This window comes from Planktothricoides sp. SR001 (genome assembly GCF_001276715.1).
Classification (GTDB): Bacteria; Cyanobacteriota; Cyanobacteriia; order Cyanobacteriales; family Laspinemataceae; genus Planktothricoides; species Planktothricoides raciborskii.
Genome location: NZ_LIUQ01000003.1, coordinates 46,405 through 70,626, shown reverse-complemented (window position 1 = coordinate 70,626; position 24,222 = coordinate 46,405). Strand labels below are relative to the sequence as shown.

Annotated in this window: 20 protein-coding genes; 11 read left to right on the top strand and 9 right to left on the bottom strand. The window is 42.2% G+C overall.

What is annotated here, in order from left to right; genetic code table 11:
- Position 1: 1 nt before the first annotated feature.
- The 6 genes from AM228_RS34835 to AM228_RS02665 form a co-directional block, all read right to left on the bottom strand.
- Positions 2-88, bottom strand: coding sequence for a hypothetical protein (locus AM228_RS34835; protein WP_231636582.1), 87 nt, complete (start codon positions 86-88; stop codon positions 2-4).
- A gap of 10 nt (positions 89-98) precedes the next feature.
- Entirely contained in the window at positions 99-2,021 is a 1,923-nt protein-coding gene (locus tag AM228_RS02685) for an ATP-binding protein (RefSeq protein ID WP_054464557.1), read from the bottom strand.
- 82 nt (positions 2,022-2,103) lie between these two features.
- On the bottom strand, positions 2,104-3,390 hold the full coding sequence (locus AM228_RS02680; RefSeq protein WP_054464556.1) for a hypothetical protein: 1,287 nt from the start codon (positions 3,388-3,390) through the stop codon (positions 2,104-2,106).
- A 19-nt stretch (positions 3,391-3,409) separates the two neighbouring features.
- Positions 3,410-4,579, bottom strand: a complete 1,170-nt coding sequence (locus AM228_RS02675; RefSeq protein WP_054464555.1) for an ATP-binding protein — start codon at positions 4,577-4,579, stop codon at positions 3,410-3,412.
- Positions 4,579-5,115 (bottom strand): hypothetical protein, encoded by a 537-nt coding sequence (locus tag AM228_RS02670; RefSeq protein WP_054464554.1) that lies wholly within the window; start codon positions 5,113-5,115, stop codon positions 4,579-4,581. Before AM228_RS02670 ends, AM228_RS02675 begins: the two co-directional genes overlap by 1 nt.
- 2 nt (positions 5,116-5,117) lie before the next feature.
- Positions 5,118-6,233, bottom strand: a complete 1,116-nt coding sequence (locus AM228_RS02665) for a hypothetical protein (protein ID WP_054464553.1) — start codon at positions 6,231-6,233, stop codon at positions 5,118-5,120.
- Positions 6,234-7,025: 792 nt separating this feature from the next.
- On the opposite strand from AM228_RS02665, the gene AM228_RS02660 reads away from it, so the two are divergent.
- The 6 genes from AM228_RS02660 to AM228_RS02635 all read left to right on the top strand — a co-directional run bounded on the left by AM228_RS02660 (position 7,026) and on the right by AM228_RS02635 (position 12,148).
- The gene (locus AM228_RS02660; protein ID WP_231636563.1) at positions 7,026-8,540 is read left to right on the top strand and encodes an NB-ARC domain-containing protein; all 1,515 of its coding nucleotides are present in this window, start codon (positions 7,026-7,028) and stop codon (positions 8,538-8,540) included.
- 205 nt (positions 8,541-8,745) lie between these two features.
- Positions 8,746-8,823, top strand: coding sequence for a hypothetical protein (locus tag AM228_RS36645; RefSeq protein ID WP_369817663.1), 78 nt, complete (start codon positions 8,746-8,748; stop codon positions 8,821-8,823).
- A 92-nt stretch (positions 8,824-8,915) separates the two neighbouring features.
- Complete coding sequence (locus tag AM228_RS34830; RefSeq protein ID WP_231636561.1) at positions 8,916-9,071, top strand: zf-TFIIB domain-containing protein; 156 nt, start codon at positions 8,916-8,918, stop codon at positions 9,069-9,071.
- Positions 9,072-9,391: 320 nt separating this feature from the next.
- Entirely contained in the window at positions 9,392-9,871 is a 480-nt protein-coding gene (locus AM228_RS02650) for a flavin reductase family protein (RefSeq protein WP_054464697.1), read from the top strand.
- 88 nt (positions 9,872-9,959) lie between these two features.
- A complete protein-coding gene (locus tag AM228_RS02645; protein ID WP_054464551.1) occupies positions 9,960-10,310 on the top strand; it encodes a phenylpyruvate tautomerase MIF-related protein in 351 nt (116 codons plus the stop codon).
- A 710-nt stretch (positions 10,311-11,020) separates the two neighbouring features.
- Positions 11,021-12,148, top strand: a complete 1,128-nt coding sequence (locus AM228_RS02635) for a Gfo/Idh/MocA family protein (protein WP_054464549.1) — start codon at positions 11,021-11,023, stop codon at positions 12,146-12,148.
- A 338-nt stretch (positions 12,149-12,486) separates the two neighbouring features.
- On the opposite strand, the gene AM228_RS02630 is transcribed toward AM228_RS02635, so the two are convergent.
- A complete protein-coding gene (locus AM228_RS02630) occupies positions 12,487-13,476 on the bottom strand; it encodes an SGNH/GDSL hydrolase family protein (RefSeq protein WP_054464696.1) in 990 nt (329 codons plus the stop codon).
- 261 nt (positions 13,477-13,737) lie between these two features.
- Between AM228_RS02630 and btpA the strand changes: the two genes are divergently transcribed.
- The 3 genes from btpA to AM228_RS02615 all read left to right on the top strand — a co-directional run bounded on the left by btpA (position 13,738) and on the right by AM228_RS02615 (position 18,218).
- Complete coding sequence (btpA, locus tag AM228_RS02625) at positions 13,738-14,553, top strand: photosystem I biogenesis protein BtpA (protein ID WP_054464548.1); 816 nt, start codon at positions 13,738-13,740, stop codon at positions 14,551-14,553.
- Between the two features lie 264 nt (positions 14,554-14,817).
- Entirely contained in the window at positions 14,818-15,774 is a 957-nt protein-coding gene (locus tag AM228_RS02620) for a vitamin K epoxide reductase family protein (protein ID WP_054464547.1), read from the top strand.
- Between the two features lie 206 nt (positions 15,775-15,980).
- Positions 15,981-18,218, top strand: a complete 2,238-nt coding sequence (locus AM228_RS02615; RefSeq protein WP_054464695.1) for a CHASE2 domain-containing protein — start codon at positions 15,981-15,983, stop codon at positions 18,216-18,218.
- 205 nt (positions 18,219-18,423) lie between these two features.
- Here the strand turns inward: AM228_RS02615 and AM228_RS02610 are convergent, their stop codons facing one another.
- Positions 18,424-19,683, bottom strand: a complete 1,260-nt coding sequence (locus AM228_RS02610) for a lipopolysaccharide assembly protein LapB (RefSeq protein ID WP_054464546.1) — start codon at positions 19,681-19,683, stop codon at positions 18,424-18,426.
- Between the two features lie 246 nt (positions 19,684-19,929).
- On the opposite strand from AM228_RS02610, the gene AM228_RS02605 reads away from it, so the two are divergent.
- Positions 19,930-21,102 carry an esterase-like activity of phytase family protein gene (locus tag AM228_RS02605; RefSeq protein WP_231636557.1) on the top strand — a complete coding sequence of 391 codons (1,173 nt, stop codon included), beginning with the start codon at positions 19,930-19,932 and terminating at the stop codon, positions 21,100-21,102.
- Positions 21,103-21,184: 82 nt separating this feature from the next.
- On the opposite strand, the gene AM228_RS31645 is transcribed toward AM228_RS02605, so the two are convergent.
- Complete coding sequence (locus AM228_RS31645) at positions 21,185-21,352, bottom strand: hypothetical protein (protein WP_156331480.1); 168 nt, start codon at positions 21,350-21,352, stop codon at positions 21,185-21,187.
- Between the two features lie 502 nt (positions 21,353-21,854).
- Here AM228_RS31645 and AM228_RS34825 point away from each other — a divergent pair.
- A complete protein-coding gene (locus tag AM228_RS34825) occupies positions 21,855-24,155 on the top strand; it encodes a hypothetical protein (RefSeq protein ID WP_231636556.1) in 2,301 nt (766 codons plus the stop codon).
- Positions 24,156-24,222: the final 67 nt, after the last annotated feature.

Sequence of the window (24,222 nt, the reverse complement as noted above, 5' to 3'; positions counted from 1 at the left end):
TTCAGCAGACGGGGTAAATATCTGGGGAAATATCTCTGAGTAGCTGCCCAATGGCAAAGTTGAAAAAGGGAGAGGCAAAAATTTCCACTCCAGCAAAATCAAGTTCTACCGGGCGGCCAAAAGTTCCGAGTTCGGTAGGCTTGATGCGGATCGCTGGGACTTTCAGGCCGAATATATTCAAGCTGACCCGTACCGATCAGACGGTTGAGATAGTTACTTCGCAGGTAAACTTGACTGCGCCCAAGAATCCCAGCCAGGTCAGAAGAAGACAAATCACGCCACTCGCAAAGCATCAGAATTACAGAATCTACTTTTTGCGGATCCGCTCGTTCTCCCAGTTGCTCAACAGCGTCCCTCAGATTGTCTGGCATCCGATCCAAGTAATTTTGCTCATTACCCTTATGTATAGGGCTACCCGCTAGATTAGGGTTGTCTTGGACTGCTAACCCGCTAGATAAGCTGTTATCTACAGGGCTACTCGCTAGATAAGGACTATCTTGTGCCACGATGGTGCCAGGTAAGCCTTCCCCTGACAGATTGGGTCTAAGGATATAGTAAGTTGCAGAGCCTTTTCCCTTCTGTTCTAGCAAGCCCGAATCCCGCAGATGTCTTAAGCGTCCACTAGCCGTTAGGGTGTCCACGCAATTGATAGAGCGGTATATAAAGTTATTTATTACGCCAATTTCCCTGGCTATAATTAGTGCTCTTGCGTCATCGTCGTTAAGAGAATAATCCTTAAATTGTGCTAACCATTCTACATCTTCAGAGCTTAATAGATGATGAACTAAGAGTTTCACCGTGAAACAATCTTTCTCTGAAATTGATTCAAATAAAGGAATGGTTAGATTTGCCCTATGCATTTCATCAATCATAACGCGGATCCCTGTACCTTTTGTCTCCGCAATACCTACGTCATGCAAAACAGCAGCTATTTTTTCGTTACGAGTAATGGAACCAGGTTCTCCCAGCGAATCGAAAGACTTTAGGGAATAACCTGGATTATGAATTTCCAGGCGATTGGAAAATCTAATTACCTGTACGGGTTGGCGTGTACGATAGTTACGGTGCATCAGAGAATTGACTATCGCTTCCCGAATAACTGTTCGCGGAATTACTGGTACTTCTTGGCGATAAATGTTGTTATCTCCCAGGGTAAATGCTTTGGGAATATCGTTTAAAACAAGGCTGATTAGCCTTGGTATCGATAGTAATAACGGCTCAAGAATCTCAACGGTTTGATATCGATTATTTGGGTCAGGAACCCACTCACGTCCTTCAACTATGATATAGTCAATACGGCTCATGGGAAAATACCGCCTTAAAGCTGCTACCTTTCCAAATAAAAGAATTCCTCCAATAGTTGCACATATTTGTCCTTGATGTTTAGTTGTGGCAGTTATAGAGTAGAGCAAATCAGAGTCGTTGTAGTTTAATTCAGCAGCGTTAGGATTGATATTACTTCTGATCCGTCTATACTCGGCGATCGCCTGCGGGTCAAAATCATCTAAACTAGACTCAGGTACAGGAGTTTCATCGAAAGTACGGTGCTGACGTAACTGATAGAAAAGAGCAATATCCTCATCCGTACAATGTTGGTCTGTCGATCCGATACGGCGAAAAGCACCCCTAGGAAGACCTTTATTTTTTATATAAACAGGCTTTTCATGGGGTTGAGCTTCTGGGATGAAAACCAAGATGACGTTTGTGCCGTTGTGACTAATTACCTCAATCTGTGGGCGAATCGCCACATTAAACATTTCGCGGCATTGATTAGCAAGATTGGATTGAATTTGATCGGAGTTAGAAATTCCAGTTATCTTGTAATCTTCAGCGGATTCATCTTCCGATTTTTCTACTCCCAGGATGAGATATCCGCCACCGCGTCCTGGTTCATTAGCAAAGGCCGAAACGGTTTCCATCACACTTTTTCCAATGTCAGATGCACGTTTAGCCTCTATTAAAACTGATTCGTCATTGCTTGATAATTTTTCCCAAATTTCACTGAAACTCAATCCTTTCATACGATTCGCTAAACCTTTGATTAAATTTATTGTTAATCATTGCATCAATATCTGCCTGGAATTGGCCATGATATTCACCAAATCAAAGCCTGCGAAATGTCAAAATTTCTGTAATGTCAGTCAGCATAATTTGATTAGCTTTAGCCTGATTATTCATTCTAGCCATTTGAGGAGTTTGATTTTGCTGAATTCGGCGACTTGAGTAAGCTTTATCATAAAGAACATAACCAGCCGACTCCCACAAAGAGCGGATCATGTCTGTAATCACAACAATTTTCCCTTTTGCCACATCTCGATAATTCGGAGAAATAACCGTGCAAAGGGTTCCTGTCTGTTGTGCGGCAGCACAATTTTTAGCAATTGTGGCTATTGCTAATTTCCAATCTTCTAAAGCCATGTTAGCTAAATCCTCTGGCTTGTTAGAATACTGTTGAGCAACCATTCCATAATAAGGAATATCCATAACTATATAATCAGGATTTGGAACTGGGAAGCTTTTGATCAAATCATGCTGACCAATTAAATCTTTATACTTGCCACGTGGAGTCAAATCGAACATTTTCAATTGAAAATCATAAACTTTTTGTCCCATCCATTCTTGACGATCCTCATAGACACGCCAAACTTGACCTGCACCTGCCATTGGTGCAACAACTAAATCATTAGGTTTAACGTAATACCAAAAACAGTTAGCGTACAGTTCCCCTGGAATGTAACCCCAAGTTTCTATTTCATTATCTTCTTGGTCAATTCGACCATATTTAACCTGAGCAAAATTCCAATTATCAGAAGGTTTTATCAGAGGACTGTAAAGAGATTCTGATTTACCTTTTTCTAGTTGTCGAAAAGCATTTACAATAGCAGTAACAGACAGAGTTTTTCGCTTTTTTGTTGCTACTTCTAATCTAACATCAGTCAAGATTGCTTCAAAAATATCCTCTCTAAGCCTAGAAAGGCTACGGCATCGATTAGCCTCATCTTGTCTAATACCTAATGTTTTTAGTGTAGGGAAATTGGTTTCTGGTAAGTCATTTATACATTCAGCATTTTGATCGACACTTACATTAGGCTTTTGATGATTTCCTTTCTTTTTCGATGGCATCGACTCTATCATCAGCCCTAATACTCTTTCAGACCGAATACGGAGTTCTGTTGCATCTAAACGAATGTCTTCTGCTACCTCAACTTGTTTGGTTAGCTCCTCAATTGCTTTCGTGGCATTTTTTACAGAAATAGCATCGTAGATGCTCTTAATCTTAGCTAAATCAGACTTAGCATCTCTCAAGTATTTTAAGATGTCTGTTTCTGTTATGGGAGTCTTGACCAGTCCTAGATGAAGCCCCTCTACAGCAAGTTTTTGAGTTTCCATTAGTTTAATTAGTTAATTACTATTCCTTAGTTAACAGTGCTTTAGATGGGTGCATTTTAGCTTGTACGATTGAAGTGGAACCAAACAAACTAACCAAGGCTTCTCCACGTTTTAGTTGTGTAACCAAACCAAGAATTTCTTTTGAGGCTCCCGGTAAAGCGTTCTTTACTTCATCGGCTTGCTTATGAGCCATAATAATGCGGGAGTTGATATTGATACTAATACTTTCTGGCAATGCACTGAACCTTTGCAAACCGTACCAAAAAGCAATGTTAAGACTACGCCCCTTTCTCATATTAGCATCGAGCATATCTTCACAAGCTTCGCGTAACTGTTTAGAACCGCTAAAGATGTCTTGTGCTTCATCAATTAAATATAAAATAGGGGGAAGATCGGGGTTAGAAGCTTTAGCATCATAAACACGCTCTAACAAAAACGACAAAAATAAACCATAATCTCGCCCTTGACTTTGCCCTACTCGGATAATATTTACAGTCTTTTTTGTAATTAATGATGTTACGTCAATTTCTGGAGCTAGACGTTTTTGAGTGCTTTCTAGCCCTGGTAACTTACTGGTGCTGTAATCCTCTATCCGATCCATCCAAGGCATTGATCGCGCTTTTAGTTTACGGAGCATCGCAGTCTTACTGTTCTCAGTAATACTACCACCACCTAAAACATTAGACATTGTACCCTTATCTAGCCCACGAATCCACTCAATTGCATCTTTTAGTGTCCAGGGTTTTTTATTTTTTTCTTCTTGCTTGTCTTTATATTCATTCAATAGCAAAGTCATATTTTCTTGCGGCACTTCTTCACCTCTTTTATGAAAAAGAGCAGAAGCTAGTTGATAAGGCTCGAAACTGCTGGCATATACATTTATTAACTTTTCATTTGAGTTGGCTTTACGAGACTTATCATCGGATAGCGAAAAATAACGTAGTTGACAATCAAATCCTTGAGGTTTCCACTGAGGATCTGTAAATAAATCTTTCTCATCGTTAGGTTTCTCTAAATTTTGGTAGTCCGGCTTATGGTCAAATAAGAAAACACAATAACCCATATTAATAGCAGCCCTCACAATATTACTATTGATGTTAGACTTACCGTACCCAGTTGTACCAGCTACCGCACCGTGATGACGTAGCACTTGATTATCCAAACAAATTGAAATTCTATTGTCAGACATTATGCAATCACTCCTATTTCAAAATCTGGGTTAGCAGATGGAAGACCAAGATTATCAATAATTTCTTGAGCATTTGCTAATCTTGTTGGACTATTCCAATTAGGTCTTGTTCGAGGTGAAGATGAGATTCCATTGTCAAGGCGCGTAATAAGTTTGGCTTTAAATAGATGTACACATTCACCTAAAGTAGAAGGAGTTGGCATCCCTCTTAAATATCTTTCTTGCGTAACAATACGGGTAGGATTCTCTCGGCTTAATCCCATTAAAGGTAGGTTGAGATTAGCTTCTTCAATCCTAGCAAAATATTGATATCGTGGATTATCCCAAACATCCTCAATAATTACAAAATCTAGTGCTTCAATTCGTTGATAGTTTGGACTATTAGGAAACCCTAGCAACTCAACATAAGCGGGGTTTGCACCATAGCTATCAGACCAAGTAACCAATGGGGCAATTGGTGTAAAGCTAGGTGAAGTCTGATTTTGTTGACTATTATTGGACTGTGTTTCACTTAGAGAATCATTGCTATAAGTCATAATTACCTCATCAAACGTTCATTCATTTCATCCAAAGTTTGTCCAGGGTATTGTTCAGCTAATTTTCCATAAAGATATTGTTCGGCTTCATCAGGTCTAAACTTGCCTCTAATATCACAATCTACTTTATCTAAAATATATGGTATTTCATGGCCTGCTACTCCATTACAATCTTGAAATAACATTGCCATAGCCCTTGGGATATCATGGGCTAGACATTCAAAACCAAAAACTTTTCTACCGGGTTTGTAAATACCACGAACATATTGATCAGCTACATTATTTAGAAAACTAACGAGATCGTCATTGCTACCCCAGTCTTGTAGGCGGGTTCTCAACAAGCTTCCAACAGTATCTATTAAAAAAACTTCATTTTGCTGCAAAGCTCTACTAAACCATCTAAGTGTTTGCTGACTTTGACGAATATCTTTGATCACTCCAACGCAGAACTTGCCTGTATCATGTAAATCTCGCATAATTTGACGACCCTGTGCCTGAGTTACTAGATTTTGAGTAATAATGGGGCCATCTAAATAAATTATCTGTTCGTTAGTTTCAATAGCGGCTACTCGTTCTCTATATTCTCTCCATGTATTAGGCCAAGATTTATCCTGAGTGAGAAATTTTGTTTGCTCAATTGCTCTATTTATTTCTTGAGGAGTTGGAATTCCTTGCGGTGGTTGCACAAAATTCGCAACAGTTCTAGTTGCCGTTAATCTTGTGTCAGTATTTCCCGCTGAGTTATAGACTCCAACTCCTACGGCAAAAACTTGAGTTAAAACAAACTTAGTGTGAGGAAAAATAATTGTTCCATCAACAGCACCAATATTTCCGTTAACATAGTTATCCCAAAACCATTGCGATTCAATATTAGCCCATTCATCCCGTCTCAAAAGTGCTGGAGCGTCAACAGTTTGACCAGGTTGTTTCAGGTTTTGATCCATAATCTGACGCAAACCTGGAATCCAAGGATCTATTGTTTCTGTTGCATGGATTAATTCAGGCACTAATCCACCCATATCAGGATGCCAATAGGTTTCAGTTATATCAAATTCGTTATCTACAATTTGTGAGAAGGTAACTTGGTTTAAGTTTTGTGAATTTGAATTTTGACTCATATCATATCTAAGATTCGCTTATATATCTGATTCAATCACACGAGAATACAGAGTCGCCAAATTTTAAGGAAAAGATCGCTTTTTCAAATCAAACTGTATTTTGACGAATATATGATGTCAACGTCGTAGCGGTCTAATACGGAATCCGGAACCGAAAGGTCTTCTATAAAAAGCTGAAAGCCTTTAGGCTGGCGACTTTTATTACGTTTATGACAACCGGATTCCGTATAAGAAGCCTTCAAAAATTAGATAATTGGGTTGATACCCCCAACCCCTACAGCGTTTTTCAGAAGAATCAATTACCCCTGTAGGGGCGAAGCATGACCGCAGATATTTGTGGTTAAAAGCAGCAATTTATTACGGTCATGCTTCGCCCTTACTCCGGGGGATACCTTCCGGCAGATATTTGTGGTTAAAACCAGGCTCTACGAAGACTGCTATGTTCATCGGCGTAAGGTGCGTTACGGCGCTATTGGGAGTTTCTGGTTAGATTTTTAATTAATTGAGCGCCTAACGCACCCTACCGAATTATTTATTTAAGATTCCAATAGACATAAAATAAGTATTTATTATCACGGATATTGATAAAATTTGTCTAGATGGATCAAGCTGGATAAAGTAGGGAATTTTAGACCCAAAATAGGGTGGAAAAAGGTGGATTTAGCTGGGTGGGGTGGAAAAAGGTGGATTTAGTTGGTTATAATAGATAAATTCTCTGTCTACATAAAAAGATGGATTCCCGCCTGCGCGGGAATGACAGGTTTTTAATCTGTACTTCATCAGGAGAGAGAATTGCTATACGCCAAACTATTGACATATACCAGGGAAATGGATATCGAAGAAGTCTTGGAATTTGCTGACCATCTGATATTTGCAATGACGGGAAAACACCTGGATAGTTTGCAACAGGCTATTTTGCGCGGGGCTTGGGATAATCATAAATATCGGGAAATTGCCGAGGCACACCACCGTTCTGAAGTGTATGTGAAAGAAGTGGGGTTTAAGTTGTGGCAGGCACTCTCTGATATCTTGGGTGAAGCTGTTAATAAAGGCAATTTTCGCTCGGCATTAGAAAGACGATGGCGATTTTCTTTTGTCTTACAGTTTGGTAAAGCTTTTGCACAGAGAAATGAGGTGGCAAATGATTGGGAATCTTTAGAAATATCTCAGCCCAGCGATCGCGATTTATTGCATGAATTGGAAACTCAGTTAAATATCTCTTCCCTTTCTCTCCTTCCTTCTCCTGAGAATATCCCCTGTCAAGATTTAAGTGAAGCCCCGGAAATTTTTGCTTGCTACGGACGGCAAGATGAACTCAGTTTATTAGAAAATTGGATAGTAAAAGAGCGATCGCGCTTGGTAGAACTTTTGGGTATTAGTGGCATCGGCAAAACTACCCTGGCAGTGAAGTTAATCGAGCAAATTAAAGATAAATTTGATTATGTAATTTGGCGCAGTTTGCGTTCTGCCCCAACCCTAGAATTACTTCAGCAAAGTATCCGGCAATTTTGCTCAAATTATCCTACTTACTCTTTATTGGGAAACCCGCGAATCTCCGTAACAGAATCGCACCGGAAGGAATCGATATCGGAACTGCTAGAATTCTTCCGCAAGTTTCGCTGTTTGGTGATTCTCGATGATGTAGAAATGCTTTTCGATAGGGTAAAATTCGCGGGTTATTACCGAACTGGTTATGAGGATTATGGCTGCCTATTTAAACAAGTGGCTGAACTCTCTCACTCATCTTGCTTGTTGCTGATTAGTTCAGAACCACCTAAAGAAATTGCTGACGTAGAATCCACGAATCAATATTGTCATTCATTACAATTAAATGGGTTAAGTATTGCACCCGCTAGAGAACTTTTAAGCCAACAAGGTTTAATCCCCGATCGCCACTGGGACAAATTGATTCATCAGTACCAAGGAAACCCCCTTTGGTTAAAAATAGTTGCTACCATGATTACCGATTTGTTTGGCGGCAACGTGGAGGAATTATTTGATTATGACCCGTTATTTTTACCGGAAGATTTGCAATTTAGGTTACAACAGCAGTGCGATCGCTTATCGGAATTAGAACAACAGGTTATTTCTGCTTTAGCCGCCGAGTCAGAATCGCTTTCTTTGGCTAAATTGCGAGACATACTCCCCATTTCCCCAGCTAATCTTCCTGATGCCATGCAATCCTTAATCCGTCGTTCCTTGATTACCAAAGAAACAGCCCAAAAAATTACTCTATTTACCCTTCAACCCGTAATGCGGCAGTATTTTAATCGGAAATATAACAAAATTTATCAATTTATTGAGTAATGTTAATAAGCCCATAAATGGTGAATGATACTGTGGATTTAATCCTGAAAGGATCGAATTGGGATCCAGCAGATTTAATTTCCCGGTGGTGGGGGTGATATCCAGCAATATATATGTTAAGATAGTGGGAATAATGAAGCTAAAAATTAGGCAAAAATAATGACTCAACTTCCGAAGCCCGAAATGCCAAGGAACTTTATCCGAAGTGATCTATGCCAGCATTACTGTAGACCGTTGTACGGAATGTCAGGGAATTTGCTTTGATTCTCTCGAAGCCCAATAACTCAAGGAAATCAAAGGGGCTGAAAGTATCGATGTAGGAGATCCGCAAACCGGCCAAAAATTTAATCAAACCAGAGAAATTAACTGTCCCAAATGTCAAACCAAGATGACCAAAATACGGACTTGAAACAATCCCATATTTTTTATGAAAAATGTCCCGTTTGCTATGGGATGTGGTTTGATGCGGGAGAATTCAAAGATTACAAAGAAGAAACGGTCTTTGAAACCATTAAAAATTTCTTTAGCTAACTTAATGATACTCTGGCGATTTATCGAATTCCTCGGAAAATGCCCACCGATATCGGTGGGTGATGTTTATAAGTAGGTGAACATAATCAATTGCACTTTTCGTTCTCCGCCGATAGGCTTTGGATTCCCGCCTGCGCGGGAATGACAGTTTTTCTTCTGATCTGGTCTGTGATGCATTTATTTCTGCCCGTCTACTTAGTTGGGTAGCGGGAACTTGATTGCGATATCTCGGCACCGGGCCCGATCGCCCAAGAGTCGCATCTGGAGATAATAATTTTGGTAAACTGTGCAATGTCATATCCTTGGAGCTACTGAATCCCTTGCTAGACGAACAAGCCAAAAAAACAATTCTGCGGAAAATCCCCCACGGGCTTTACATCTGTGGAGTCTGTGACGGGGAAAATGTCAACGGGTTTACCGCCAGTTGGGTGATGCAGGCTTCCTTTCAGCCCCCTCTGGTCGTCAACTGCGTCAAAAGTGACTCGATTTCTCACGCCATGATCAAAGCCAGTGGGGTTTTTTCCCTCAGCGTCCTCGAAGCTGGTCAAAAAGATGTGGCGCAAAAATTCTTTAAGCCTCAGCGTCTGGTGGGCAATAAGTTTGAAGACGTGGAATCCTACATAGGAGAAACTGGCTGTCCTATTATCTCCGACTCTTTGGGCTATGTAGAGTGCAAAGTCGTGGGTTCCGTGGAACATGGCGATCATACCGTTTATGTCGGAGAAGTGATTGCTGCCGGAGTTCACCGAGAGGGTGAGCCCCTCTTGCTGGAAAGTACCGGATGGAATTACGGTGGATAAAAAAATCCGAGTATTTTAATTAAATCCATTCAGCGCGGCTACCTCGCGATTCTGAATTTTCCTTAGTCCATCATTGCTTGTTTGATTTATGCCTTTGATCGCAGTAAAAACCACGGTTTCGACTCCGCCAAAAACAGAGGTGGAAAGTTTACTTAAAACCCTTTCCGCGAGTTTAGCCAAACATCTGGGTAAGCCAGAGTCTTATGTAATGACTGCTTTTGACTCAGATGTGCCGATGACCTTTGCGGGAACAACCGACCCAGTTTGTTACATAGAAATTAAAAGTATTGGCAGTATGACTTCGACTCAAACTCAAAGTATGAGTGAGGATTTTTGCCAAAAAATTAATCAATCTCTGGGGGTTCCCCAAAATCGCATTTATATTGAGTTTAATGACGCCAAAGGTTCGATGTGGGGCTGGAATGGTTCTACTTTCTAACTACAGAAACCGGATTTATTGATCAGATTTCCGATTTCCGGCAAAAGTTATTTTAGAAACCCGGTTTCTTTTTGGGGATGAATTATTAAACATAAAAAATAGAGATTTGTTGCCGCAAATCTCTATTTTTTTATGGCAAAAAGAATAAATTATAAATTATACCGGTTTTAATAAAAAAAGCATTATGGGCGGTTCGCGAACTGCCCCTACTTGCGCCGAAATAAACCTAGTAATTGAGAAAAATCCATAAAATAAGTAAAAAAATTAAAAATCCGCTGATTGATTCATCTGATTGATTGATAACCGAGTAAATGGGATGGTCAAGCCAATAAGAAATACAGGGATATGCCTCTGGCAGGGGGCGCGATCGCGCCCCCTTAAACCGCAACCAAGCTCTCCCAACTATCTCACTGATAACTAGGATACAAAAAATTAATTTTCCGGCACCGCATGAATTTTCCGGATTCTCTCTCAAGTCCAAAGGTACAGATAGAAGTGTCAGTTGATACCAAAAAAAATTAATCAGAGCGATCGCTCAGAAATAACTACGATTAATTTTGTCCATCTATTCTCCCTTTGCTTAAGGAACTTCCAGGTAACTTTGAAATTCTTTACAAAGAGATACATTGTGTTACTATCACAAGTGGTGTGAGATCCCGAATGCCTCGTGACAGGCAAATTGTTTATGGTGTGAGGAGTAAAAACCAAAAATGCAAAAAAATAATTACATTTTAACCCGACCGATCAATTCTCATGTACGCAGTCAACCTCAACCCCTGAGAGTTGGCGTAATTGGGGTGGGCAACATGGGACAACATCACACTCGTGTTCTGAGTCTGCTGAAAGATATTGAATTAGTCGGTGTGGCGGATATCAATGTGGAAAGAGGTCTAGACATCGCCAGCAAATATCGCATTCGGTTTTTTGAAGACTATCAGGACTTGCTGCCCCATGTAGAAGCGGTCTGTATTGCCGTCCCCACTCGCTTGCATCACTCCGTCGGCATGACCTGTCTACAATCAGGGGTTCACGTTTTAATTGAAAAGCCAATTGCCTCTAGTATTGCGGAAGCCGAATCTTTAGTTAATGCCGCTGCGGATTCGGGCTGTATCCTGCAAGTGGGTCACATTGAACGCTTCAACCCAGCTTTCCAAGAACTCAGTAAAGTCCTGAAAACCGAGGAGTTACTGGCTGTAGAAGCCCATCGCATGAGTCCATATTCTCATCGCGCTAACGATGTCTCCGTGGTTTTGGATTTAATGATTCACGATATTGATTTGCTGTTGGAATTAGTGGGTTCTCCAGTGATTCGCTTAACGGCCAGCGGTTCGCGGGTTTACCACAATCAAGCCGAAAAGAAAACCCCTCATTGGCCCATTAGGCAAGCACAGTCTGCCCCACCCGTGGACTATGTCACTGCCACCCTGGGGTTTGCCAATGGAGTTGTCGCCACTCTAACTGCCAGCAAGGTGACTCATCGCAAAATTCGCCGTTTGATGGCTCATTGCCACAACTCCCTGACTGAGGCGGATTTTCTGAATAATGAAATTCTGATTCATCGGCAGACTACGGCGGACTATATGACGGACTATGGTCAAGTGCTTTATCGCCAAGATGGTTTGATTGAAAAAGTTTACACCAGCAATATAGAACCCCTGCACGCTGAGTTAGAGCATTTTGTGAATTGCGTCCGGGGTGGACAGCAACCTTCGGTGGGCGGTCAACAAGCCCTTAAAGCTTTGCGTTTGGCTAGTGTGATTGAGCAGATGGCTTTGGATGGCCAAGCCTGGAGTTCGCCAAATCTGGAGTGTGTTAACCCCGTGGCGGTGCCTGCGTAAGATATGGAATATGGTGCGTTACGCTGTCGCTAACGCACCCTACGATACTATGAACAGATTTGAGAAGGTTAAATGCTGCACATAGAATATGGTGCGTTACGCTGTCGCTAACGCACCCTACGATACTTTGCGCTTTCTTTTATAGAAATAAGCGTTACGCTGTCGCTAACGCACCCTACGATACTTTGCGCTTTCTTTTATAGAAATAAGCGTTACGCTGTCGCTAACGCACCCTACGATACTTCGCTACTGCGTAAGACATAGAATATGGTGCGTTACGCTGTCGCTAACGCACCCTACGATACTTTAAAAAATCGTAGGTGAGGCCACCAAAATTGTTATAGAAACCCGGTTTCTCGTTGAATTATTTGGCAGAGGGTTTGGCTGACAAGCTGGTTGCCGGTGGGACTGAGGTGAATGTGATCCCGGTATAAGCTGGCTGGTTGTTCTTGGCGGTTGAAAATTGGTAAAAAATCCAGGTAGAAAATTTTTTCGGCTTGGGTGAACGACCGTATCCTAGCCCTGGCTTTCTGTTCATAGTCCCGTGGGGTGGTTGGGTTGCCGGTTTCTCTCAAGAGTGGCGTCATGGCCACCAGTAGATGACTATTGCTTTCTTGGGTTAAGAGTTTGATTTGTCGAATGGCTTCTAGGTTGCGATCGACCGGATCCCCCGGTTCTTTGGGGGCGGTGGGAACTTTGGGGGCGGGTAATATGTAACGAGTGAATAGTTCAAACCAGGCTAGGGCAGGTTTTTTGTCTGGGTAGTTGCGATCGCGCCCAACCGGGAGAGAACTAGGGGCTGCCGCAAATAAATCATCGGTATTAATCAGTAAAACCACCACCTTCGCGCCAAAACTCCCCATCCGGCGTAAAAAGGCTAACTCATTCCTTGGCCCCCAAGAATTTGCAGAAGCGTTGAGGACTTCCACCTGGATATTTTTGACATTTGATGATGTTCTCTCCGTTGACCCTGCGGATAAAGTTGCTGAACAAGTTGCTTGTAACTGATTGGTCATAAGTGCGGAAATCGTCTGACCTTGGTCGGTCCACCAGGCGCCATTGGCCACCGAATCCCCCAGGAGTAAAATCCGCCATGTTCCTTCTGGGGGAGATTTTTCCATGACCGGACTCCGCATCGAATACTGGTTAATTGCAATTAAATTGCCTAACCGACGGACTTGTTGATTGGGCGCGAGAATATAGCCAATTTCCGGGTCAGGCAAGTAAATCAAAGGGGTTCCCAAGCCAAATCTCAGTCGTAAGAGGACTTCGCCTGCCAAAAAAAACCCAAAAATTATCAAAAAAATTGTGCAAATAATAAGTGGAATATTCACTGATCTTCCCTCGGAATGCTGGCTCGGTTACACCGATGGAATTGGGTAGCAGAAAAAAATTTGGCGATTCCCAGATAAATCGGCCAATCAAAGCGGATTTCAGCTTTTTCTCGGACTGAAGTAGAAATAGGTTGATCCATCTAGGGTTATAGTACCAATATAATCATTTATCGATTTAAACTCTAAAAAAGTTTAGGTGTTAACTCGTATTTAACGGGTTAATTTATTGAAAAGCCGAGTCCGAATGGAAAGCACGTGGACTTAATTCAGCAGATATTCAAAACCCCCAAGCCAATCATTGGTGTTGTCCATTTATTGCCACTGCCCACTTCTCCTAGATGGAGTGGCAATCTCAAAACAGTGATCGAGCGAGCGGAGCGCGAAGCGACCGCTTTAGCCGCTGGTGGAGTCGATGGGATTATCGTCGAAAATTTTTTCGACGCTCCTTTTACCAAAGGTACTGTAGACCCAGCCGTTGTCAGTGCGATGACGATCTTGGTAGAAAAGCTAATGAATTTAGTTACTCTGCCAATTGGGATTAATGTCCTGCGAAATGACGCTCACAGTGGTTTGGCGATCGCCTCTTGTGTGGGCGCCCAATTCATCCGGGTGAATGTTCTTACAGGTGTCATGGCTACTGACCAAGGCTTAATTGAAGGACAAGCTCATCAACTGCTTCGTTACCGACGGGAACTCGGATCCGAGGTGAAAATCTTCGCCGATGTTCTCGTCAAACACGCTCAAGCATTAGAATCGACTAATCTCACTCATGCCGTCAAAGATACTATTGAGCGAGGTTTAGCTGATGCCGTCATTATTTCTGGCTGGGCTACAGGTAGCCCTCCTGTACTCGAAGACCTAGAAATTGCTAAGATAGCCGCCGCAGAGACTCCGGTTTTCATTGGCAGTGGCGCCAATTGGGACAATATTGCCACTCTGCTACCCTCTGCCGATGGTGTGATTGTCGCTAATTCGCTCAAACGCCACGGTCAAATCGACCAACCGATCGACCCCTTACGGGTGAGTCAGTTTGTGGAAGCAGCGCGATCGATCAAACCGAGCGGATGTTAGTTTAAGCAGGGCAAATTAAGTTAGATAGCCGTTCATAGCCCCCTGCTGCCCCTGGAAATAAAATTTGAACCATTTCCAGCAGCATTTCCCGCAACCACAGAGCAAAAGAAATCCTAGAGAGCCGGTAAAATGTCCGATTTAGATGTGCAGTCTGTTCATCTCAAATCTGGAACCATTCACCGCGCTCTCTACTTCTATATGTGAGATATGTCAGAATCGAGAAAGATGTCACGCCCAGTATCGATTATTTAATTTGGGGGGAGAATGACAAGTCGAAAATCTATTCCTTGGATTCATCAATGGTCGCGTCATTTAATTGGGGCGATCGCCTTAGTGGGTTGCCTAGAAACCGCATGGCTAACAGCGGCTGAGTTATCGGGAACTGCTGCGGATGTTTGTCCCACCAGTGGGTGTAAAGAAGTTTTGCAAAGTGACTATGCCACAGTCTTTGGTCTGCCTTTAACCCTCTATGGGTTATTAGCCTATATCGCGATGGCATTCTTAGCTTTCTTGCCCTGGTTGTTGCGGCAAAAAACCGATAAATCTTTTCAGTCTAAAGTCCAAGAAACCACTTGGTTGCTGATGTTTAGTCTCGGTGTCGCCATGCTGGTATTTAGCAGCTATCTCATGTATGTGATGCTGTTTAAAATTCAGGCATTATGTCCATACTGTATCGCTTCAGCTATCTTTTCCGTGACCCTGTTTACCTTGACCATCATTGGTCGGAATTGGCTGGATCCAGGGCAACTATTTATGACCGGCTGCGTCATTGGCATGGTGACACTGGTTGGAGTCACCGGAATTTACGCCAATGTAACGCCAACGGCAGATTCTTCAACCGCTTCATCCAGTGAAGCGGTGAATATCCCAGGGGAAATTGGGCTGCCAATTACTAATAAATCGGGAAAAGCAGAAATGGATTTAGCTCGGCATTTGACTGCAATTGGAGCCAAAAATTATGGGGCTTATTGGTGTCCCCATTGTCATGAACAAAAAGAACTTTTTGGTCAGCAAGCTTTTGCCCTAATCGATTATGTGGAATGCGATCCCAAGGGCAAAAATGCTCGTCCGCAAATGTGCAAAGCGGCTGGACTTGCAGGATATCCTAGCTGGCAGATTAATGGTCAAGTATATGCAGGGGTGCAACGTTTAGAAACTCTAGCGGATTTATCTAATTATCAGGGCGATCGCGGATTTATCCATCCTTTTCCTTATCAGTAGACCAACAACCAACTGGCTGGTTTTAATGACTCAGGGCATCTATGTTGTTCGCTCTGAATCATTGGGGTTCCTCTCGATCGATTTTGAGCGGATTTCTTGAGCTGATTTCACAACTATTCACCAGAAAAAGCATTCTTGGGCTTGCCTGAATCGAATGCCGCCTATAAAACAAATTGCTCAATGCCGAATTATTAATTGGGTTTTCAATGATCGTCAAGGAAAAGAAATCTCCAAAACATATCTGGTCAACTCTGAAGCAGTTCATTAAGCCACAGAGTCGAGTTCTGCTAACTTCATTTGGGGTGGCTACTTGTATTGTCCTGATCAGATTAACGGGTATATTGCAAGGGTGGGAATTAGCCGCCCTGGATCAGTTGTTTCGCTGGAAACCCGCAGAGTCCCAAGAGAATCGGGTTGTGATTATTGGAGTTGATGAGGAAGATTTACGCAAGATTGGTAAGTATCCAATTCCCGATGAAATTATGGCAGCATTACTAAAGAAATTAAATGCCCAAGGTGCTAGATTAATTGGTCTGGATATTTTTCGGGATCTGCCGGTAGAACCGGGTAATGCTGAATTACAAGAAGTATTTGCCCGTATGCCCAATATTATCGGGATTCGACAAGTTGCGGCTCAAGATGAGTATAACTTTGAAGTTTCACCGCCCCCTGGTCTTCCCCTCGAACAAATCGGTTTTAATAATACTCAGACTGATTCGGATGGTATCTTGCGGAAAAACTTAATTTATTGGTGGACTTCCGATAACAAAGCCCATAGAAGTTTTGCTTTTCAGTTAGCTTTTAAATATCTCGAACAGGAAGGCATTGAACTGATACAATCCGCTAACAATCCGTGGGATCTACAGTTAGGAAAAACCGTCTTGCGTCCTTTTAAACCTAACGATGGCGCTTATGTTAGAGCGGATAATGGCGGATATCAACTGTTGGTGAATTTTTACCGAATTGAGGGGGGTTTTCCTACTTGGTCTTTTAGCGATGTTTTAGAAGATAAAGTTCCACCAGAGGAAATTAAAGGTCGTATTGTTCTGATTGGGAATACGGCTAAAAGTTTGAAAGATTTTTTCTCAACACCTTATAGTGCAAATATTTTTAAAAAACCGGATAAAATGGCTGGAGTTGAACTCCATGCAAATTTTCTGAGTCAGTTGCTTAATGCGGCGATCGATGGCCAGAGTTTATTGCTTAAATTCTGGCCAGACCCAGTGGAATGGATCTGGATTTTTGCTTGGTCATCGATCGGCGCTTATCTGAGTTGGCGCTGGCGATCGCCCTATCTCAACTTGGCGGGGATTCTGTTGTTAGAAATCGGTTTATTGTTGATTTGCTATCTAGCGTTTCTGGTAAATTGGTGGTTGCCTTTGATTCCTGCCAGTCTAACTTTAGCCGGTTCAGCAATTGTAATTACCGGATATTTGGCTCACCTGGAGGAAGAACTGAAACGTTCTAAAGATTTTTTACAAGGGATTATTAACACGGTGGCTGATCCGATTTTTGTTAAAGATAGAAATCATAAATGGATTGTGCTTAATCAAGCATTTGCCAATTTACTTGGCCATTCGATTGATACTTTAATTAATGGGTCGCAGGAAAAGTTTTTCCCAGAAAAAGAAGCGGATATTTTTTGGGAACAAGCTGAGTTGGTTTTTCTGAGTGGGAAATCCAGCGAACATGAAGAGACATTTACCGATTCTCTAGGCAATACTTATTTCATGGCTACGAAGCGATCGCTGCATAAAGATGCGGCGGGAAATTTATTTTTAGTCGGGGTGCTGCGAGATATCACTGAAAGAAAACAAATGGAAGAAGAACTGCGGCGAACTGCGGCAGAATTAACTCGTTCTAATGAAGAATTACAAACATCCCATAATCGTCTGCGTTATATTGCCTATCACGATGCCCTAACTGGCTTACCTAATCGGAAACTCTTTTACGAACGGTTGATGCAAAGTTTAGAATGGGCGGAATTTAATCAGCAGTCAGTGGCGTTGATGTTTTTAGATTTAGATGGGTTTAAACTGATTAACGATCGCTATGGCCATGATGCCGGTGATGTCCTGCTCAAAACCGTGGCTCAGAGATTGAAAAATTGCTTGCGGGGAACTGATACGGTTGCTCGTTTAGCGGGGGATGAATTTACGGTGATTTTACCCGCAATTGCTCAGACCAGTAATGTGGCGATCGTGGCGGAAAAAATATTAGCGATGGTGACAGAACCGATTTTAGTTGATGGAAACAATACCGCTAAAGTTACAGCCAGTATTGGGGTTAGTTTATACCCGGAAGATAGTCAGCTTCCCGATGATTTGGTTAAGGCGGCGGATCAAGCAATGTATGCAGCAAAAGAACTCGGTAAAAATCAGTACAAATTTTACTCAAGCATTTCTAAGTCTAAGCTGACGGAAATTGATCAAATGGAAAAATAAGGATTTGTTGATTGTTGATTGTTGATTGTTGTTGGTTGATGGTTGTTGTTTGTTGGGTAGGGATTCTTTTGTTCTTGGGTAGGGATTCTTTTGTTCTTGGTTCTTGGGTAGGGATTCTTTTGTTGATTGTTGTTCGCGGTTTGCCAACAAACAACCAACAACAATCAACCAACAACAACCAACCAACAACCATCAACCAATAACATTACCGTTGCAGTTCTTCTAGATTTTGTTGAAAGTCCGATTGAAGATCGGTGAACTGAAATTGCTGAGAAATTTGTAAGCCTTTTTGAAAAGCCGCGATCGCCTGGGGGTAATTTTCCCGCATTCTATAGAGTTTACCCAGTTGCCAATAGGTCGTCATTAACCCATAAAAATTAGTGGCGCGTTGATCGACAATTACTAAGGCTTCATAGACTTGGATTGCTTTTTCTAATTCCGCAGCTTGTTGATAAATATTGGCAATTTTAATTAAGGCTTCTCTGGCGACGGCAAACTGTTGCAATGTCCAGGCTAAAGTATAGCTTTCTTGATAATTGTTGATGGCTAAGTTTAGCTGATTTAAGATTTGATAGTCCTGCCCGATCACGAGTTTTAATTCGGGGATTAATCTTAAGTCTTGAGCATTGAGATAAAACTGTACTAACCGCTGCCGCATGGCGATCGCCTGTGGGTATTGTTTGGCTTGGGAGTATATATAACTCAGTTGCTCTACATAGTTAATTATTTGGGGCTGATTTCCCTCAGTTTCCGCGATCGCTAATAACTGCTCATAAGCCATTGCTCCGGCTACATAATCCAGCTTTTCCAAAGCAAGACGGGCGATCGCACTCCATAAATTTTTAGTAGTCTCAATATCCTGCCGATTTTGGGCATCCGCCAACATAGTTTGATAAACTTTAATGGCCAAATCTCGCGCTTTTACTGATTCATAACCCTGAACCAAGGCGGCTAAAAATTCCAGTCCACAGGAATTTTTGGCTGGTGGACAATGATCCACCTCCAGGTTTTCTAATCGTCGTGTAATGATGCGTAACTGGGTACTGTCCTCTTGTTGCCAAGCGATCGCACCTACCCGACTCAAAGCTGCTAACTCATCCATCGGACCTAAATAGCGTCGCAATCTTAATTCTCGATTCCAAATCGCAAAAGCTACGGGAGTATTTCCCGCTGCTAACTGAGCGGTTGCTTCCAGATTTAATTGATCCAAAGCCTGAGCTAAAATTTCTCTTTCCGGGGATACCAGTTCTCCATTTTTCGGCGGATTGGGCAATAGTGGATCCGGTTCTGTGGATAAGAGGGGATTACTCTCAATTAATTGGGACGGTTGACGAGCGACTGCCATCAACGGTGTGAGCAATCCAAACAGCAAGATCGTTTGAGTTAAAGTTAAACTCAAACTTAAAGCCGTCAGCGATTCCCGTAAGGGATCCGCTGCGCGGAATCGCAGCGTTTTATGGTTCATCCAGGGCGATTAATCCTTATGTACAAAATTTAGTTTTGGCTGAATATTGGCTGAATATTGGCTTAGTTTTGGCTTAGTTTTGGCTTAGTTTTGGGTGAATTTTGGCGCTAGTGGTATTTAAAAGGTAACATAAAAGCTACGTGGTCATTACCTAGCAATCCACAATATACAATATCTAAGTATTTCGCGATTTCGCGTCAGTCTGACATAGATTCTGATGCATGCAACAATTTTGGGAGGATTTCGGTGAAGCGAGAAAATCGTCAACTAATTTCTGGGGTATTCACAGGCATACTGACCTGCTTAATATTCCTTGTCGGCTGTAGTATTCCGCAAGTTTCTGCCCAAGAAAGAATGTTTTTGGATTGGTCTTTAGAATTTCTCGACGCCTACCAACTCCCGAAACAATCATTTGCCAAAACTCCCGTGGGGGGTTTGTCGGGAATTACCTACGACCGGCAGCGCGATCGCTTCTACGCTATTTCTGACGATCGCGGAGACTATGCCCCAGCCCGTTTTTACACTTTAAAGTTGAATCTAAACTCAGAGATCCCTACCGCCCCCCGGATCGAAAATCTGGAAGTGGAAGCGGTGACATTTCTCACTAAAGAAGACGGGGAACCCTATCCCAGGGGAGAAATTAACCCAGAAGGGATTGCCTTTGCTGCGCCCAATAGTCTATTTATTTCCAGCGAAGGAGTGAGCGATCGGGGCATTCCCCCATTTATCCATGAGTTCAACCGGGAAACTGGGCAGTTTGTCTCTGCCTTGCCCATTCCCCAAAGTTATATCCCAGATGCGAAAGGTTCAGAACAAACCCTCGGAGTTCAAGATAATCTTGGGTTTGAATCTTTGACCATCAATCCCAGAGGGTTTGGGGATGCCACCGTGGATCCGTTCCGCATCTTTACCGCCACGGAATCACCCCTACAACAAGACCAAGACGCCACTAATCCCGAACAACCAGTGATTAACCGTCTATTGCATTACTTAATTAGTGATGGGCCACCGTTATTAATTGGCGAATACGCTTACCCCATGAGCCAAGACCCCCGTTGGAGTTTAATTCATAGCTTATCGGAATTATTAGCTTTAGATCCGGGGGGTCATTTATTGAGTTTGGAGCGATCTTTTGGATTTTTAGGGTACAACGCGCAAATTTTTCAAATAAATCTGGGTGGGGCAACAGATACCAGTAGTATTCCCAGTTTTATTGGCTTAGAAAATAAAGTCCAACCCATCCAGAAAAGCTTGCTGTTAAATCTGGAGGATTTAGGAATTACTTTAGATAACTTAGAGGCGATGACTCTGGGGCCGCGTTTGCCCGATGGCAGTCAAAGTTTAATTTTGGTCAGCGATGATAATTTTAATGCCGATCAAATGACGCAATTTTTGCTATTTCGTTTAAAGAAAAATTAGGGGTAGTTGACAAGCAAACATCTCATCATCATTAGTAAAAATTTTCTTTCCGGTCATGGCAAAGCCTTCCTCATTAACATATTCATAGCGCCATAAGGTTGTTTTGCATCCGTAGGGGCGCTTCGGCTTGCACCCGCAATGCTTGCGCCCGCAATGCTTGCGTTCCTAGAACCACGATTTTTCCTGAGAGAATTTGCCCATAGCTATCTGTAGGGTGTTGTTCCCAGACGGTGACACACCAATACCCCATATATAGAGTCGTTGCCTACAGCAATTTTCTATTGAATAAACCACAAACACCTGTAGGGGCGAAGCATTCCGTAGGGGCGATTCGCTTGCTCGCCCGTACAAGGGCGAATGGCCATTCGCCCTACCGTGGTTTATTAGTCTGAAAAACGCTGTAAGTCCTATTGTAGAATTTATCCATAGAATTTGCTAACTTAATAGGTTGTTAAAATTTATGTCACTTTTTATGAGAACATAGCTATGGATGGGTTTAGTCATTTGGATCCGGGAACTAACTGAAAAATCGAGTAAATCAACGCAAAATATAGGCTTTCATCCAGACTTGCTAAAAGCCCGGTTTCTATGGTCTGTTTGCCAGTCAGCGGTAAGAATAGCCTCGATCCAATCGTTGAAATCTAGCTAAAAAATTTAGGTTTGATTCCTGCTTGGTCACGGTTCAGGGAAACAATGTTATAAATCCAGATGCTTAACTAGAATTAACCGTCATACTTCTTCAGATATTAGTTATGCTGAAACAAAATAGTTCTCCTCTAATGAGTGCTAAAGGCGATAGCGAAAGATTAGGCAACTGCAACACTTTATTAGAAACTTATCATATGTTTATTCCTTATCAAACTGCTCGGTATGGGGGAAAGCAGATCGTTACTCTGCGATCGGGAGATGACTTATCGGTGGAAATTCCCGCCAAAATTAAACATGGCCAAGAGATGACTATCAAGGGGCGTGGTTTAGAGGGTAAAGATATTACGCTTGTGTTGCATACCTTGTATGACAAAAGCATTGGAATAAAAGAAAAAATTTATCAAGAAATTGAGAAAAATATCCAATTTATTCGCCCAGAATCAAGCCAAGAAAAATGTAAATCAGTCTATGAGCAAATTGAGGATGGTGAGTATGTTAGCGATCTGAGCGCTTTATATTTGTTGGATTATGCGATCGCTTCTTCTAAGCTGGACAGCAAGATTCAAGAGCGCTATCAACTTGCTAGTACCAATTCGCGTTTAGTGGGAATTCAGAAAACCATTGACTCTACCTTAGAAAACTTTACACTGAGTCCAGAAGAGAAGAAACTAATTCGAGCAACTTTTGCTTATGTGCGTGCGGATGAACCTGTTCCTGACTTTAACGCTCTCACGGCTTTAGATACAATTGTTGCTGATTCAAACTTGCCATCAGAAATTAAGGGAACTTATCAGTTAGCCAGTGCTACATCAAGGGCTTTAACCGTCGATCTTATTTTAGTCAACGAGATTTTGCAAAGTCAAAAACTAACCGAAGAACAAAAAGCCAATTACCTGTCAATTTATCAGCAGGTACGCGACGGCAAGACGGTAGAAGATACAGAAACCTTAAAAGCCTTAAACTCATTTATCGCTCAAGCGGATATTCCAGATAATGCTAAAGCGGTTTATGCGATCGCCAAGGATCAGAATTTAGATAATCAAGAAGACTTGAAGCAAAAAGTTCAGGTGCTTGTCCAGAAAAGTGAAAAGGTCAAAAAGCAAGTGCAAAACGCTGGAAAGATCGGAGGAGCGATCGTCCCGGTATCGACAAATTTGCTCAGTGCAGGTGGAGCGTCAGCCGGTACGGGTACTCTAATTAGCACATTATCTGGAGGGGCGGCGACCAATGCCACGTTAGCTGCTTTGGGTGGTGGTTCTGTGGCTACCGGGGGTTTGGGAATGCTCGGTGGGTTAGCTGTAGCTACCGGAGGAGCCGCCCTGATCGGAGCCGCCGGAATGCTGTCGATCGCATTAGTCTCAAAAATGGATGGTGAAGACCAAAAAAACCTGGGAATTGCGATCGGAACAGGAACAATTACTGGCGCTACAAGTGTTTTGGCCGCTTGGACTGCGGCGAGTGCTTTGGGCGTAGCCGGAACTTTATCCGGTGCGGCGGCAACGACTGCGACGATCGCCGCTCTTGGTGGAATTACTGCAATTACTGGCGGTGCGGCAGCGGTTGCATCCGGTACAGCATTTTTAGTTTGGTCATTCCTCAAAAATGCCAAGAAACGGGATCAATCAGTGCTTTCCGAGGTAGAAACTCGAACCTACACCTATACGGAAGAAGAAATACCCGGTGATATCAAACAATTTCTGCAAAATCAGGTACAGGGAAAATACAGCTTTACCAATGCTTTCTCTGCTCCTAATATTCCCTTGGATAAGCTCTCAAAGGCTTTAGAAAAATGGTTGCCTGTCAACGATAACGAAAAAGTTATTGCTTTGATAGATACCAGTGCTGGGTTTTATCAAGGAGGAATTGCGTTTGCTGATGACAGAATTATTTGGAACAATAACTCTATTAATTACCAGGATTTAGCCACATTTGTCAAGACAGAAAAACAATTAGGTGTTCTGTTTGCTGACAAACAACAACAAGAAGAATTGTCTCAGTTGAGCCAGGTAATTGACATTTTATCTGACGATAATTACAAAAGTAATTTACGCCAGATCCAAAAATTAGTCAAGATTACCGATGCTCAACCGAAGTTAGGCGATTTGGTTTCCGATCAAATCAAAAAAGATCAATTGTCTAAGCTAAAAGATGCTCTAGTTGTTTTAACTAACAATCAGTCAATTCAGAAATTTCCCCAATTAAAGAATGTCCTGGAACTATGGTCTAATAATCCTGATTTAGTCCGTTTTTTCCCAGAAAAATTAGTGTCACAGCTATCTGATGAGCAATTTAAGCAGGACTTATTCAAGATGGCAGATTTAGTCAAAATGTTAAGCAATGAATCAGAGCAGGATAGTTTGACTAAATTACTCCGAGAACTGGGTCAACAATATTCCCCAGGTTAAGCATCCATTAATTTCCATATTTAACAACAGCGGACACATAGGGAAATCTCCCTTTGTGTCCTTTGTG